The sequence below is a fragment of the Flavobacterium phragmitis genome, assembly GCF_900112575.1.
Lineage (GTDB): Bacteria > Bacteroidota > Bacteroidia > Flavobacteriales > Flavobacteriaceae > Flavobacterium > Flavobacterium phragmitis.
Window position 1 is genome coordinate 355,148 of the sequence record NZ_FOMH01000004.1, and the last position, 16,105, is coordinate 371,252.

A 16,105-nucleotide genomic window follows, 5' to 3' on the forward strand; every position below is an offset into this window, starting at 1 on the left:
TTCCGATTTTTTATAATAATGCAGGGCATTTTATAACTAGCACCTCAAATAAGAGTTTGAGGTTTAGAGAAGTAAACCGAGGTAAGCGCGATGATTTAACTCTTTTGAAAGCAATTTTTGAAAGATGGAGATTATGAAAATCTAAAATCAATTTTTAACAGCAGTAAATCAATAGTAAAAACTATGATGAATAATAGAAACAATAAAGATAAGAATCCAGTAAAAAGATTTAACAAAATCTCTATTGGATTGGCTTCACCAGAATCTATCTTGAAAGAATCAAGAGGAGAGGTTTTAAAGCCAGAAACAATCAACTATAGAACGCACAAACCAGAGCGTGACGGACTTTTCTGCGAAAGAATCTTCGGACCAGTAAAAGATTTTGAATGTGCTTGTGGTAAGTATAAAAGAATTCGTTACAAAGGTATCATATGTGACCGTTGTGGTGTTGAAGTTACTGAGAAAAAAGTACGTCGTGATAGAGTAGGACACATCAACCTTGTTGTGCCAATTGCTCATATCTGGTACTTCCGTTCTCTTCCAAACAAAATTGGTTATATCCTTGGTCTTCCATCTAAGAAATTAGATATGATCATTTACTACGAAAGATACGTAGTAATTCAGCCAGGTATCGCTAAGAATGCAGATGGAGAATCATTACAAAGATTAGATTTCTTAACTGAAGAAGAATACTTAAACATTTTAGATACTCTTCCTCAAGAAAACCAATATTTAGATGATTTAGATCCTAATAAATTTGTTGCCAAAATGGGAGCAGAGTGTATTATGGATTTATTAGCTCGTATTGACCTAGATGCTTTATCTTATGAATTAAGACACAGCGCTAACAATGAGACTTCTAAACAAAGAAAAACTGAGGCTTTAAAAAGATTACAAGTTGTTGAATCTTTCCGTGAGTCTAACGAAAACCGCGAAAATCGTCCAGAATGGATGATTATGAAAGTGGTTCCAGTTATTCCGCCAGAATTACGCCCGCTTGTGCCACTTGATGGAGGTCGTTTTGCAACTTCAGATTTGAACGATTTATATCGTCGTGTAATCATCCGTAATAACCGTTTGAAAAGATTAATGGAGATTAAAGCTCCAGAAGTTATCTTAAGAAACGAGAAACGTATGTTACAAGAATCTGTAGATTCATTATTCGATAACACACGTAAAGCTTCTGCTGTTAAAACAGAATCAAACAGACCATTAAAATCATTATCTGACTCATTAAAAGGTAAGCAAGGACGTTTCCGTCAAAACTTACTTGGTAAACGTGTGGATTATTCTGCTCGTTCGGTAATCGTCGTTGGTCCAGAGTTGAAATTATATGAGTGCGGATTGCCAAAAGATATGGCTTCTGAATTATACAAACCTTTCGTTATCCGTAAATTGATCGAAAGAGGTATTGTAAAAACAGTAAAATCTGCTAAGAAAATCATTGACAAAAAAGAGCCAGTAGTTTGGGATATCCTTGAAAATGTAATTAAAGGACACCCAGTATTACTTAACCGTGCTCCTACTTTGCACAGACTTGGTATTCAGGCATTCCAACCAAAATTAATTGAAGGAAAAGCAATCCAGTTACACCCATTAGTATGTACGGCTTTCAACGCCGATTTCGATGGTGACCAGATGGCGGTTCACTTACCATTAGGGCCAGAGGCTATTTTGGAGGCACAATTATTAATGTTGGCTTCTCACAATATCTTGAACCCTGCAAATGGTGCTCCAATTACTGTACCTTCTCAGGACATGGTCTTGGGTCTATACTATATGACCAAAGAGCGTATTTCTACAGAAGATCACAAAATTATCGGTCAGGATTTAACTTTTTATTCTGCTGAAGAAGTAAATATTGCATTAAACGAAGGAAGATTAGAATTGAATGCTCGTGTGAAAATTAGAGCAAAAGATTTTAATGATAACGGAGAATTAGTGTACAAAATCATCCAGACAACTGCGGGACGTGTATTATTTAACGAAGTAGTACCTGAAGCGGCTGGATATATCAACGACGTATTGACTAAGAAAAACCTTAGAGATATTATCGGACACATTTTAAGTGTGACTGATGTACCTACAACGGCAGCTTTCTTGGATAATATGAAAGATATGGGTTATAAATTTGCATTTAGAGGAGGTTTATCATTCTCTTTAGGTGATATTAGAATTCCAGAACAAAAAACAAAGTTAATTGCAGATGCTAGAGAGCAAGTTGAAGGTATCTCAACTAACTATAACATGGGTCTTATCACAAATAACGAGCGTTACAACCAAGTTATTGACGTATGGACTTCAGCAAATGCGCAGTTAACAGAATTAGCAATGAAAAATATTAGAGAAGACCAGCAAGGTTTCAACTCTGTATATATGATGCTTGACTCTGGGGCGAGGGGTTCTAAGGAGCAGATTCGTCAGTTAACTGGTATGCGTGGTTTGATGGCTAAGCCTAAAAAATCTACTGCTGGTGGTGGTGAGATTATTGAAAACCCGATTCTTTCTAACTTTAAGGAAGGTCTTTCGATCCTTGAGTACTTCATTTCTACTCACGGTGCTCGTAAAGGTCTTGCGGATACGGCTCTTAAAACGGCCGATGCTGGTTACTTAACAAGAAGGCTTCATGACGTTTCTCAAGATGTTATTGTTAACATCGAGGATTGTGGAACTTTAAGAGGTGTTGAAGTTGCAGCATTGAAGAAAAATGAGGAAATCGTTGAATCTTTAGGAGAGAGAATTCTAGGACGTGTTGCATTACAAGACGTTATTAATCCTCTTACTAATGAAGTAATGGTTAAATCTGGAGAACAAATTACAGAATCAATTATGAGAACTATCGAAGCTTCTCCAATTGAGAAAGTAGAAGTTAGATCTCCATTAACTTGTGAAGCTTTAAAAGGAATTTGTGCGAAATGTTACGGTAGAAACTTAGCTACTGGTAAGATGACACAAAGAGGTGAAGCTGTCGGAGTTATTGCAGCTCAGTCTATTGGAGAGCCAGGTACACAGTTGACACTTCGTACGTTCCACGTTGGAGGGGTTGCTGGAGGTATCTCTGAAGAGTCTAGTATTGTTACAAGATTCGCAGGTAGACTTGAAATTGAAGATTTAAAAACAGTTAAAGGAGAAGATAGTGAAGGTAACGAAGTTGATATCGTTGTATCACGTTCAACTGAGTTGAAATTAGTTGACGAGAAAACTGGAATTGTTTTAAATACACATAACATTCCTTACGGTTCTAGTATCTTCGTTGGAGATGGAGAAACTGTTGCTAAAGGAACTGTAATCTGTAAATGGGATCCATATAACGGTGTAATTGTTTCTGAATTTACTGGTAAGATTGCTTACGAAGATTTAGAGCAAGGACAATCGTTCATGGTTGAGATCGATGAGCAGACTGGTTTCCAAGAAAAAGTAATTTCTGAGGCTAGAAACAAAAAATTAATCCCAACTTTATTAGTTTATGGTAAAGAAGGTGAATTGATTCGTTCATACAACTTGCCAGTAGGTGCACACTTAATGGTTGAGAATGGTGAGAAAATTAAAGCAGGTAAAGTATTAGTGAAAATCCCACGTCGTTCTTCTAAAGCAGGCGATATCACGGGAGGTTTACCAAGAATTACTGAGCTTCTTGAGGCTCGTAACCCTTCAAACCCAGCAGTTGTATCTGAAATTGATGGTGTTGTATCTTTCGGAAAAATTAAGAGAGGTAACCGTGAGATCGTTATCGAGTCTAAATTTGGTGAGGTTAAAAAGTATTTAGTTAAACTTTCAAGCCAAATCTTAGTACAAGAGAATGACTTCGTAAGAGCGGGAGTTCCATTGTCTGACGGTGCAATTACACCAGACGATATCTTAAGAATTCAAGGGCCAGCTGCTGTTCAACAGTATTTGGTTAATGAAATTCAAGAGGTTTACCGTCTACAAGGGGTAAAAATCAATGACAAACACTTTGAGGTTGTAATTCGTCAAATGATGCGTAAAGTTAAAGTTGAAGATCCAGGAGATACTCTATTCTTAGAAGATCAATTGATCCATACTAAAGACTTTATCCTTCAAAATGATAAATTATACGGAATGAAAGTGGTTGAAGATGCTGGAGATTCTTCTGTATTGAAACCAGGTCAGATTATTACGCCTCGTGAATTACGTGATGAAAATTCATTATTGAAACGTACAGATAAAAATCTTGTTGTAGCAAGAGATGTAATTACTGCAACTGCAACGCCAGTTTTACAAGGTATTACAAGAGCTTCGTTACAAACTAAATCATTCATTTCTGCGGCTTCATTCCAGGAGACAACGAAAGTACTTAACGAAGCTGCAGTAGCTGGTAAAGTAGATGATTTAGAAGGATTAAAAGAAAATGTAATTGTTGGACACAGAATTCCTGCGGGAACTGGTATGAGAGAATACGATAACACTATTGTAGGATCTAAAGACGATTACAACGAAATGATGGCTAATAAAGAAGAGTACATTTATTAATTAGGAAACTATGAGTAATCCGAAACAACAACAAGAGCAAATTAATATCGAGTTAGACGAAACTATTGCAGAAGGAATTTATTCTAATCTAGCAATTATTAATCACTCATCATCAGAGTTTGTTTTAGATTTTGTGAGTATTATGCCAGGGATTCCTAAAGCCAAGGTAAAGTCAAGAATTGTCTTGACACCACAACATGCTAAAAGATTATTGAGAGCAATAGGGGAAAATATCCATAGATTTGAAGCCGCTCATGGCGAAATCAAAGAAACGGAACAAGCACCAATTCCGCTTAATTTTGGTCCTGCGGGACAAGCATAAATTTTAAAGCCCCATTTTTTGAATGGGGCTTTTTTTTGCTACAATGATTTATAATAATGCATTTTATCCGATTTAATTTACTTTAATCGACAAAATTTCTTCTGATTCTTATGTTGAATTATTTTAGTAGTTCCTATGAAAGATTAATTTTTGAAATATAATGACTTAGTAAGGTTAGATTTAATTCAAATTAAAGGAAAGCGCTAATTTAAATATTAGCGCTTTTTTTATATCTAAGAATGAGATTGTTACAAGGATTGTGGAAAAAGTTTCTTGGTTGCCCAACCTTTTTATAAAAAAGATACTCTATATAAGTAAGAAAGAATCTTGAAAGTTTTTAACTTATAAATAAAGTAGTGTATGAAAAAGAAATTCACCTTAGAAATAGCAGATCCTTGTTCTGAAAATTTTGATAAAATGATTCCAAATTCGCAGGGGTCATTTTGCAGTTCGTGTATGAAGAATGTAATTGATTTAAGTAAAAAAACGAATGCTGAAGTAGCCAAATTTATTGCAGAAAATAAGGATAAAAGCATATGCGCTCGATTAAAAACGACTCAATTGAAAGAAGAATTTGTGTACAATGAAACATCAAAAATCAATACTTTAAAATATGCGGCTGTTGCTGCATCTGTTTTGTTGGCATCAAACCTTTCAGCACAAGAAAAAGAAGCTGTTAAAACAGAAATAAACTGCCCAAAACCGAATCCTTACAAAGTAGGTAAAATAGCTTATAATCAAACTCGAAATCAAGAAATTTCATTAATCATTAAAGGGAAACTGTTAGAAGCAAAAACAAATAAATCTTTTGATAAAGAAGTATACTCTAATTTAATGATTACTTTTAATAACTCGCAAAATCCTGTGAAAGTAAATCCTAAAACAGGTGAATTTTCAATAGAAACCAAAGTTTTAAAGGATAGTAAAACGATAATGGTTACAATTACAGCCAATGATTATTATCTTTCAAAAGAAATAGCCTTTGATATAAAGTCGGCTAAAAATAATGTTTTGATAAAAAACATAATTATTGATGCAGAAGAGTTTAACAGAATTTATATCGCGGGAGGATTAGGAATTAATTATACGCGATAATAATAAAATTTGCATTGTGGGGAATATAAATGAAAAAGGCTGTCATAATAAAATTGACAGCCTTTATATATTATTTTCTTCCAAAAGAATTAATCAAATTCCGATGTAAAGTATAATTTCACAGTTGGATATTTACTTTGTGTCATTTGAATAGTAAAATCAGAATCAGCTAAGAATACTAGTTGCCCGTATTTATCATGAGCTAAGAATTTTTGTTTGATACGTTTAAATTCTTTGAATTCCTCATTTTTAGCATCATCAGGTTTTACCCAGCAAGCTTTATGAACAGGGAAGTTTTCGTAAGTACATTTTGCTCCGTATTCATGCTCCAAACGATATTGAATAACCTCGTATTGAAGAGCACCAACCGTTCCGATAACTTTACGATTATTCATTTCTAAAGTAAACAACTGAGCAACTCCCTCATCCATTAACTGATCAACACCTTTTTCCAATTGCTTAGCTTTCATTGGATCAGCATTGTTAATATATCTAAAGTGCTCTGGAGAGAAACTTGGGATACCTTTAAAGCTCATGATTTCGCCTTCAGTTAATGTATCTCCAATTTTAAAGTTTCCAGTATCGTGTAGACCAACAATATCTCCTGGATACGAAATGTCAACAATCTCTTTTTTCTCTGCGAAGAATGCATTCGGACTAGAGAATTTTAAATTTTTCTTTTGGCGAACGTGATAATAAGGTTTGTTTCTTTCAAAAGTTCCCGAAACAATTTTGATAAATGCTAAACGGTCGCGGTGTTTTGGATCCATGTTTGCATGGATTTTGAAAACAAATCCAGACATTTTTTCTTCTGTAGGCTCAACTGTACGAGTTTCAGAATCTTTTGCTCTTGGAGACGGAGCGATTGTTATAAAACAATCTAATAATTCGCGAACTCCAAAGTTGTTTAAAGCTGAACCAAAAAACACAGGCTGAATTTTTCCATCCAAATAATCCTGACGTTCAAATTTTGGATAAACTTCATCAATCAATTCTAATTCTTCACGAAGTTTGTTAGCCGCTTTTTCTCCCACAATTTTATCTAGTTCAGGATTATTCTGTACGTCAGAAAAAGCAATTGTTTCTTCAATGTTTTTACGGCTGTCTCCACTAAAAAGGTTGATGTTCTCTTCCCAAAGATTATAAATTCCCTGAAAATCATAACCCATTCCGATTGGGAAACTTAACGGCGTAACTTTTAAACCTAATTTTTGTTCAACTTCATCCATTAGATCAAAAGCATCTTTACCTTCACGATCTAATTTGTTGATGAAAACAATCATTGGAATGTTACGCATTCTACAAACTGCAACTAATTTTTCTGTTTGTTCCTCAACCCCTTTTGCAACGTCAATTACAACGATTACGCTATCAACAGCGGTCAAAGTTCTAAAAGTATCTTCAGCAAAATCCTTGTGTCCAGGAGTATCAAGGATATTGATTTTTTTGTCTTTATAATTAAAAGCAAGTACAGAAGTCGAAACCGAGATACCTCTTTGGCGTTCGATTTCCATGAAGTCACTCGTTGCTCCTTTTTTGATTTTGTTGTTTTTTACAGCTCCCGCTTCCTGAATAGCACCTCCAAACAGCAGTAATTTTTCAGTTAAAGTTGTTTTACCGGCATCGGGGTGCGAGATAATTCCAAATGTTCTTCTGCGTTGTATTTCTTTTAAAAAGCTCATATTTCGTATAAATAGGTTGCAAAAGTACTATTAAATACGACTTTATAAAAATATTCACTTCTTAAATTTGGGAAGTCTTTCTTGTTCGAAGTTTTTTAGAAAAAAAATAAGGCTGTTTTGCAACAGCCTTAAATAGTCATTTTTGAAATTACTGATTAATTGACCAAATGGAATATCCCTTTGGAGGACATTGTATTTTTACCCATTTATCGGATTGCGTAGTTGGATACCAAGAAGAATTTCCTGTAAAATCTTTTATTTGCGTACTGGCCCAATTGGTCTGAATCCATCTTTCCTGCCAAACATCTGAATTATTGATATAGACAACCAAACCAGGATTCCCATTATAACCATTTCTTCTTGCAACATATTCGTCATTGTCAGAATATAAAATAGAAGTCGTTCCTGTTGCTTTATTGTTATGAATCCAGATTAGGTTATTTAGTTTGTTTTTGTCCAGCCATTCTTCATAATCTCTGTAGAAAATTGTTGGATAACCTTCGTGGGTTAATATATAGGAGTAAGCTAATAATTTGTTCCAGATTTCATCGGTATCATGGTTGGTTACAAAAGTTACGGCTCTGTAAGGATTTCGTTTCCACATCATATCGTCATTTAATAATGCTAGATTATTTCCGTCAAAAGCGTCATTCATTTTGTAGTAGCATGCAAAGTCAAATACAGAACTGTTTGCGTTATTGGCCCACCATTCCAATGTGTTTACGTTAGAATCCCAATATTCACCAACTGAAAAACCTCCAACATTAGTATTCCAAGCGTTGACAACCCAAGGACCGAAACCTTTAACGTAGTCGAATCTCCAGCCATCAAATTTCATAGTGTTTTTATAATACTTTCCAACTCCGTCAGCACGTAGCCATAGCCAGTTCTGAACATTTGGCGCAGCATGGCATAAATCAGGAAATCCTCCAAAAGATCCTTCATCATTATTTCCGTAACTGTTTTTATAAAAATCATTATAGTTACGAGGAAATTTACCCGAAGCAACTCCTGTAAAATTAGTCCAGGTATTTGTGCCTGTAAACGGATTTGCTTCAGATTGTCCCCCACTGTTGTGATTGATTACAATATCTGCATAAACTTTAATGTTTTCATTATGGGCAGCTGTAATTAAACTGACCAACTCAGCTTTAGAACCAAAGCGAGTTTCAGTACTTCCATTTTGATTGTAATCTCCAAAATCAAAGTAATCTGTCGGGTCGTATCCCATAGAAAAAGCTCCGTTCTGTGCCTTTGAAGCAGGCGGAAGCCAGATAGAACCAATTCCAGCATTGCCCCACGCGGTTACTTTGCTACTTATGGTGTTCCACCAATTCCCTCCGGCAGGAACATCCCAATAAAAAGCCTGCATCATGACACCGCCTCCGGGATTATCAACATATTTTCCAGTCGGAGAAGAATTTGAAGTTCCTGTGCTAAAAGGTTTTCCATCGTGATGCGTAACATCAATCACTTTAAAATTTTGACTTTCCGCTTTTGCGTCAGATTCATTGATTTCATTTTGTGAACATGAAAACAATAATCCAGAGATAATAGTAACCATGCACAGTTTTACAATAGGTTTTTTCATAATAGATTGTGGTTTAGTTAAATAGTTTTTTTTGTAATTACTGAACTCTTTCGCGTTAAAAACAGATGTATTTTCATTTTTAAGCTTTTAAAATTGATAATTACGCATCTAAAGTATGTTTTTTTTGATATCATTTCAATTTGTAAGAAAATAGTTTATTACGAAAACGTTGTAGTGTTGAGAAGTTTTTTTATATCGCTTATAATTAGTGTTTTATTCAAGGAAGAAAATCCATGATGAAAAAGTTTCAGTCGATTTCCAATGATCATTAATCAAACAAGATCTCAGTATCCCATAATTTTTTGTTAATAGTATATCAGATAGTTGTATTATGTAATTGAATTGTTATTTTTGTTCGTTATAAGTTAGAAAAGAACTATACTTTAATTATTTATGTTTGAAGAATTATTTTAAAACATAACTAATACAGATTATATAAAAACAGGCTTACATTCAAATAAAATTTAAAATAATGTTATTAAAAAAGTTCCAGTTAAAAACAATTGATTACAAGTTTGCACTAGCAATTTGTTTTTTTCTTTTTTGTGCTCCAATTATCACTGCACAAGAAGTAATTCCTGATGTTGTTGCTCAAAAACCGGCTGAAACACCTACTGGTGGAAAATTAAAAGTAGACGGAATTATCGCAACAGTAGGAGACTATATTGTTTTGGATTCTGATATTGACAAAGGATTTTTAGAAATTACAGCGCAAGGTGGATCTATAAAAGACATTACAAGATGCCAAATGCTTGGAAAATTGCTGGAAGACAAATTATATGCTCACCAAGCAATTCAGGATAGTATTATTGTTAGTGATGCCGAGATTAGAGGTATGATGGAAGAGCGTTTAAATTATATGACGCAGCAAGTAGGAGGAGATATCAATAAAGTTGTTGAGTACTATAAAAAAAGTTCTGTAGAGGAATTTAAAACTTATTTTGCAGACATCTTAAAAGAGCAGAAACTTGCTCAGGAAATGAGAGATAAAATCATTAAAGATGTAGAAATTACGCCTGAAGAAGTTCGTAATTTCTTTAAAAAAATACCAAAAGATGAATTGCCAACTTTTGGAGCTGAAATGGAAGTAGCTCAAATTGTTGTGGAACCAAAGGTTTCTAAAGAAGATAAGCAAAAAGTTATTGATAGATTAAAGTCTATAAAACAAGATGTACTGGACGGTTCTAGTTTTGCTACAAAAGCAGTTTTATATTCTCAAGACCCGGGGTCTTCTCCTAATGGAGGATATTATAAAATGACAAGAAAAACTCCTTTCGTAAAAGAATTTAAGGATGTTGCATTCAGTTTACAGGCAGGCGAAATTTCAGAGCCGTTTGAAACAACTTTTGGATATCATATTATTATGGTAGAAAAAATTAAAGGACAAGAGGTTGAATTACGTCATATCTTGATTTCTCCAACTGTTTCTGATGCCGCTTTAAAAGAAGCAAAAGAGAGAATTATCAATATTAGAAATAAAATTGTAGGTAACGAGATTTCATTTGCAGATGCAGCTAGAACAGAATCTGATGAAAAAGAGACAAGAGCAAATGGAGGAACTTTGGTAAATCCTACAACTCAGGATACACGTTTTGAATTGACAAAAATGGATCCAACTTTATACAGTCAGGTTTCTAATTTAAAAGGAAATGAGGTTTCTCAGCCACTTTTAAATACTGATGATAAAGGAAAGAAAACATATAAACTGATTACAGTTACAAACCGTATAGAAGATCATACTGCAGATTATGCTAAAGATTATACTAAAATCAAAGAATTAGCATTAAAAGAAAAGCAGATTAATGCTATTGCAAAATGGTTTGATAATAAGATTAAAGACACTTACATTAAAATTATTGGCGAGTACAAAGAATGTGAATTCGCAAACAACTGGTTGAAAAAATAATTTTTATTAAATAAATAAAAAGAGTTAGTTTTATGAATTCATAGAATTAACTCTTTTTAATTTTAAATACACTCATAAATGTCTGACGTAACAGCAATTCACAATTTAGTTCAAAAAAGAAACGAATTAAAAAAAGAGATAGCGAAAATAATAGTAGGGCAGGACGCCGTTGTAGATCAAATTTTACTTTGCATATTTTCTGGAGGACACGCACTTTTAATTGGTGTTCCAGGTCTGGCAAAAACCTTAATGATTAATACATTATCTCAAGCTTTAGGTTTAGATTTTAAAAGAATTCAGTTTACGCCAGATTTAATGCCTTCTGATATTTTAGGAAGTGAAATTTTGGATGAGAATAGAAATTTCAAATTTATAAAAGGTCCTATTTTTTCTAATATCATTTTAGCGGATGAGATCAACAGAACCCCCCCTAAAACTCAGGCTGCTTTGCTTGAAGCTATGCAGGAAAGATCAGTAACAATTGCTGGACAACACCATAAATTAGATTTGCCTTATTTTGTTTTGGCTACGCAAAACCCAATTGAGCAGGAAGGGACATACCCGTTACCTGAGGCGCAGTTAGATCGTTTTATGTTTGCCATAAAATTAGAATATCCAACTTTTGAAGAAGAAGTTCAAGTCGTTAAAAGAACGACTTCTGACGTAAAAACTGAGATTACTCCATTGTTTACAGCACAGGAAATTATCGATTTTCAACATTTAATCCGTAGAATTCCTGTAGCAGATAATGTTATCAAATATGCGGTAACTTTAGTAAGTAAAACACGTCCAGATAATGCTCTGACAAACGATTTTGTGAAAAATTATCTAGATTGGGGAGCAGGTCCTAGAGCTTCGCAAAACTTAATTTTAGCTGCAAAAGCACACGCCGCTTTTAATGGTAAATTTTCACCAGATATTGAAGATGTTCAGGCTGTAGCAACGGGAATTTTACGTCATAGAATTATTAAAAATTACAAAGCAGATGCAGAAGGAATAACCGAAGAAGTTATTATCAAGAAGCTGATGTAAGGTATAGCTAAAGCCTGATTTTTTAATCAGGCTTTTTTTTCTCTAATACTCGTTTCATTTATTAAACGCACTGTTTTGTTGTTAAAAAGCTTTAATAGCAAAACTTTGGTGAGTGACGTATATTTTTTATTATCATATTCGTACCACCAATAAGAGAAATACATAATGTTGTCCTTTTCCATTTTGGTGAGCCATATTCTTTCATTGTTTCTGCTGATTTCCTTAGATTCTATAATTTTATATCCATTTCCTGTCCAGCATATTAAAGGTTTGTGAATAGGAGTTTTTATGTAGATTAAAGTTTCGGGAGTTGCAATTTTAAAAACTTCGTTGGTTACCCAAACACCATTTTTGATATTGTAAACGGGATTTAGATTTTCTAGCAGAGAATAATTTTGTTCTTTTTTAATTTCGAAACTGGTGGTAAATAAAATTCCAGTGGCAAATAATATAGGTATGAATTTTGGTTGAATCTTGTCGCTTTTTATTTCATCTTTTTTGGGAATAAAAAATCGGATAAGGAATAAAATGGGAGCAATTTGATAAAAGACAAAACACACAATTCCGATGGTATGGTGCAGGATATTTTCTTCGGTACAATTGAATAAAACCAAAGTGATAATCCTGAAATAATTAGAAATAATGTTCAGAATAACTAAAACACTGCAAAAAACTAATATTTGCAGTATGCTAAAATATTTTTGTTGTTTTCGCTCTTCTAAAGTCAGTAAAAAGGCTCCCGAAAGCAATCCCGTTTTAAACATCGACAAACCCATGCAAGCGGTATCAATAGAAACTTTTGCATGGTTAATATAAAAATTAACTCCCTCGATTTTTGTTATCGGAAGAAAGTTTTTCAATGTATGATAGACGCCATAACAAAGTGTTTGTTTTATTTCGACAGTGAGATAATTAAATAATTGGTCAAAAATCGAAGAAAACAAAAAGAGACAGATAAAAGCAATAAAAGAAAATCTTCTGGTAAAACTGTAATAAATAAAACATATCAGTAATAGTAAAGCATAAAAATGTAGTGACTTTGTATGCAGTCTATAGCTGATAAATTCCAATAGAAAAATCATTCCAAGAAGTGGATAACTCAATTTTAGAGTAGTTTTTCTTCCTGCATAAAGAAATAGCAGAATGGAAAAAATGATTCCAAAGAAATTATTGTCTAGTCCGGCTAATACAATAGTGTAGTTTATAACTAACAGAATTATAATAGCCAGAATAGCAATTGATTTTTGATAAGATTGCAACAATAAAATCATTATGCTTTTTGAGTTTTGTTTTTACGATAATAAACAAAAAGTGTAGTTAAACCAATAATAATAAGTACCCATTCATGTGGTTCTGGAACAGCCCCGTCATTTTTAATAGAAGCATTTCCTAAAGTGTCGACATTTTTTTCAATTCCGTTCTTTTTATAATCTTCATCAGTTTCCAAGACGATTAACGATGAAATTGGAGTTACAATGTTGGCATCTTTTGCCAGAGTAACGTATTTATTTGAAGCCAAAGTATCGTTCTGAATTTTCACTTGTTCTTCCAAAACTTTTCCAAAAGCATACATTCTGTAAATATGATTTGGTCCATTATCTTTAAAACTGCTGTCTCTAGCGGTTTCTTGAATTGAAATGCCGGCAGGTTCAATATTTACTGAAGTTTCTTTTGTTTTGTAAACTGCAAACTGATGCTGTTTAATCATCTTTAAACTATTTTGAAGTGTAGACTGATAATAATCAACGTATTTTTGCTCTTTGACAGTCTGCCAAAACGGATTAATTTCTGGAGAAAAATTAATAACTTTTAAATTCTGTTGCTGGGTTGCTGTTCTTATTTTATTTAAGTATTCGGATCCATCAAGTTCTTCAAAGTTGGCAGAAAATGTACCTGATTTTGTAATGATTAAACTGTTCTTTGTAATCTTATAAAGTGGCAATAGTGAGTAATGCAAATTATTAAATTCAGCTTGAATGGTCTTGAAATTATCTCGATTTATTGCTGTTTTTTCTTTGTCTTTGTACACGTAAATTGAACTTCCATCCAAATTGACAAAAGATTCTATTTCGGTTAAAGTCCAATTGCTGTTTAGATCTAAAATAATTTCTGATGGAGAAAATGGAACAGCAATTTTTTGAATTTCTTCTATTTTATATGTTTTATCTTTCCATGTAAAAGAGCTAGTTTGGAATGTTTTGCTTAAAGGCATACTAGCTTCCCAATCATCCAATCCTTTTGATGTATTAACATAGAAATTATTTTTCAGTTCAAAATTTTTACTAGTTCTGACTTTTGAATTATCTGTAATCTGAATTCGAGAAAGAGTAGAAGCGTTTGAGACGTTTGGCCCTTTTATGGAGATGCTTTTATATTTCATCTCTGTTTGACCTGCTTGTAAAGGCGTAGTAAACCCGCATTTAAAAGTTCTTGGTTTTTCATAGCTTACAGGAAAAACACGAACTACAACTTTGTTGCCTTCTTTCCATTGCATCAAAGATGGGTCACGACTTTCTACGCCAACAATTTGTTTGTAGGCTGCTTGAGCTTTTTCTTTTGTGGTCAAAACTCCTTTTCTTTCAATGCCATTTACCCACAAAGAAAGCGAAGTAGCCACGGAGCCTTCAGGAAGCTGAAAAGAATAAATAGCTTCCTTGTCTTGCCAGGATTCTTTTTTGCAGGCAATATGCATAGTAATTTCTGTGTAAGCCAATCTTGAAGCAGGATAAATTTTTATGTCTTCCTTGATTTCTTTGGTAAACAAATCTTCACCACTCCATAATTGTTCTTCTGTTTCTAGCCTTTTATCGAAATTTGATTTCAGGATATTAATGCGGTCATCTGTGCTCAAATCAAGATCATTGCAAAAAGAATAAGCAATTGTGATAAACGGATTGTGAATTTTTCTTTCGTTATATTGCCTGCCTCCAAATGAGTCAAAACCTCTAAGGCTAAAGAAATCCTTCTGACTTTTATAAACAAGATCCTTTTTAAGTAAGATTTCATTAAAGAAGTTAGGTTCTAAATGTTGTGAAATCCTAATGTAATCAGGTAAGTCTTCATTATAATCAAATGATTTTGAAATTTGATTCTGACTGATTTTTTTGCTTTCACTATTCAATCGGAATGTAAAAGCAAACAAGGCAATTAGTATGCTTAAAATACCAGTAGAAAATGAGATGAAGTATTGACTATCTTCATGAAATAATTTTACAAGTTTTATAAAATGAATCAGTGAAATTAAGGCAGGAACCAAACCATAAAAACCTAATCCCAAAAGTAAAATTGTAACTACTGAAATTATAGAAATAGGAAGCAAGTATAGTGTGTAATATAATATTATAGTATAAGATAATCCATTTATAAAAAAAAGGATTAACGTGGTATTGCTCCTGTTTTGTGTATTATAGATGAAAAAATTTGAAAAGCAAAAAAGTAAAGTAACAAGATAAACCCAGACAGGCAGATTTTCAAAAATTGGAATAAAAATGTTTAAAGAAAAACATCCAATAAGCCAGTTTAAAAACAGAAAAGGAATTAGATGAACATATCGTTCTCTTTTTCTCAAAATCATAAAGGAAGCTGTTACCCCGTATATAAATTCAAAAATCAAATTTATTTGACAAAGGGGCTCTGCACTACGCGAACCCGAAGTTGCAACGGTTAAAATTATGCTAAGTAAAAGCAGGCAAAAGAATGTTATGAATAAGCTAAGCGTTACTCCTTCTTTTTGAGTAAATTCCCTAAATTTTTCAAATTTGTATTTCATAGTGTTATGTTTTTAAAAGAACTTTGAATCGCAAAGTTATAAGAAAAATTGAATTGCAAATATTTTTGAAAGATTTTTTTTAATGAAAGATTTCTGTAAAAAAGAAAGCTAAAAAGTGAGAAAGCAGTCGGCTAAAATCGCAACTATAACGTTATAATTTATTATTTAGAAACGTTCTTTATGAAAATAGAAGTAAAATCTCACTTACTTCGTAACA

The 16,105-nt window shown here is 33.2% G+C and carries 9 protein-coding genes; 5 read left to right on the forward strand and 4 right to left on the reverse strand.

Annotated elements, in window-relative coordinates:
• Positions 1-183: 183 nt before the first annotated feature.
• From rpoC to BM289_RS09750, 3 genes are all read left to right on the forward strand, one after another.
• On the forward strand, positions 184-4,491 hold the full coding sequence (rpoC, locus tag BM289_RS09740) for a DNA-directed RNA polymerase subunit beta' (protein ID WP_091492875.1): 4,308 nt from the start codon (positions 184-186) through the stop codon (positions 4,489-4,491).
• Positions 4,492-4,501: 10 nt separating this feature from the next.
• Positions 4,502-4,813: a DUF3467 domain-containing protein gene (locus BM289_RS09745; RefSeq protein WP_012024017.1), complete on the forward strand. Its 312-nt coding sequence runs from the start codon at positions 4,502-4,504 to the stop codon at positions 4,811-4,813.
• A 360-nt stretch (positions 4,814-5,173) separates the two neighbouring features.
• Positions 5,174-5,908, forward strand: a complete 735-nt coding sequence (locus BM289_RS09750) for a hypothetical protein (protein ID WP_091492770.1) — start codon at positions 5,174-5,176, stop codon at positions 5,906-5,908.
• Between the two features lie 89 nt (positions 5,909-5,997).
• Here BM289_RS09750 and BM289_RS09755 read toward each other — a convergent pair whose 3' ends face one another.
• Positions 5,998-7,590 carry a peptide chain release factor 3 gene (locus tag BM289_RS09755; protein WP_091492772.1) on the reverse strand — a complete coding sequence of 531 codons (1,593 nt, stop codon included), beginning with the start codon at positions 7,588-7,590 and terminating at the stop codon, positions 5,998-6,000.
• A 148-nt stretch (positions 7,591-7,738) separates the two neighbouring features.
• Positions 7,739-9,181, reverse strand: a complete 1,443-nt coding sequence (locus tag BM289_RS09760; RefSeq protein WP_091492773.1) for an alpha-amylase — start codon at positions 9,179-9,181, stop codon at positions 7,739-7,741.
• Between the two features lie 472 nt (positions 9,182-9,653).
• Between BM289_RS09760 and BM289_RS09765 the strand changes: the two genes are divergently transcribed.
• Positions 9,654-11,087, forward strand: coding sequence for a peptidylprolyl isomerase (locus BM289_RS09765; RefSeq protein WP_091492775.1), 1,434 nt, complete (start codon positions 9,654-9,656; stop codon positions 11,085-11,087).
• 78 nt (positions 11,088-11,165) lie between these two features.
• Positions 11,166-12,119 (forward strand): AAA family ATPase, encoded by a 954-nt coding sequence (locus BM289_RS09770; protein ID WP_091492777.1) that lies wholly within the window; start codon positions 11,166-11,168, stop codon positions 12,117-12,119.
• Positions 12,120-12,145: 26 nt separating this feature from the next.
• Here BM289_RS09770 and xrtN read toward each other — a convergent pair whose 3' ends face one another.
• Together xrtN and BM289_RS09780 are read right to left on the reverse strand one after the other, a co-directional pair.
• Positions 12,146-13,390: an exosortase N gene (gene xrtN / locus BM289_RS09775; protein ID WP_091492779.1), complete on the reverse strand. Its 1,245-nt coding sequence runs from the start codon at positions 13,388-13,390 to the stop codon at positions 12,146-12,148.
• Positions 13,390-15,888 (reverse strand): XrtN system VIT domain-containing protein, encoded by a 2,499-nt coding sequence (locus tag BM289_RS09780; protein WP_091492781.1) that lies wholly within the window; start codon positions 15,886-15,888, stop codon positions 13,390-13,392. The genes xrtN and BM289_RS09780 overlap by 1 nt, the downstream gene beginning before the upstream one ends.
• Between the last annotated feature and the right edge of the window lie 217 nt (positions 15,889-16,105).

Bases quoted from the DNA above. Each gene is read 5' to 3' on its own strand.
- rpoC (WP_091492875.1), top strand. From the start codon at position 184: ATGATGAATAATAGAAACAATAAAGATAAGAATCCAGTAAAAAGATTT.
- BM289_RS09745 (WP_012024017.1), top strand. From the start codon at position 4,502: ATGAGTAATCCGAAACAACAACAAGAGCAAATTAATATCGAGTTAGAC.
- BM289_RS09750 (WP_091492770.1), top strand. From the start codon at position 5,174: ATGAAAAAGAAATTCACCTTAGAAATAGCAGATCCTTGTTCTGAAAAT.
- BM289_RS09755 (WP_091492772.1), bottom strand. From the start codon at position 7,590: ATGAGCTTTTTAAAAGAAATACAACGCAGAAGAACATTTGGAATTATC.
- BM289_RS09760 (WP_091492773.1), bottom strand. From the start codon at position 9,181: ATGAAAAAACCTATTGTAAAACTGTGCATGGTTACTATTATCTCTGGA.
- BM289_RS09765 (WP_091492775.1), top strand. From the start codon at position 9,654: ATGTTATTAAAAAAGTTCCAGTTAAAAACAATTGATTACAAGTTTGCA.
- BM289_RS09770 (WP_091492777.1), top strand. From the start codon at position 11,166: ATGTCTGACGTAACAGCAATTCACAATTTAGTTCAAAAAAGAAACGAA.
- xrtN (WP_091492779.1), bottom strand. From the start codon at position 13,390: ATGATTTTATTGTTGCAATCTTATCAAAAATCAATTGCTATTCTGGCT.
- BM289_RS09780 (WP_091492781.1), bottom strand. From the start codon at position 15,888: ATGAAATACAAATTTGAAAAATTTAGGGAATTTACTCAAAAAGAAGGA.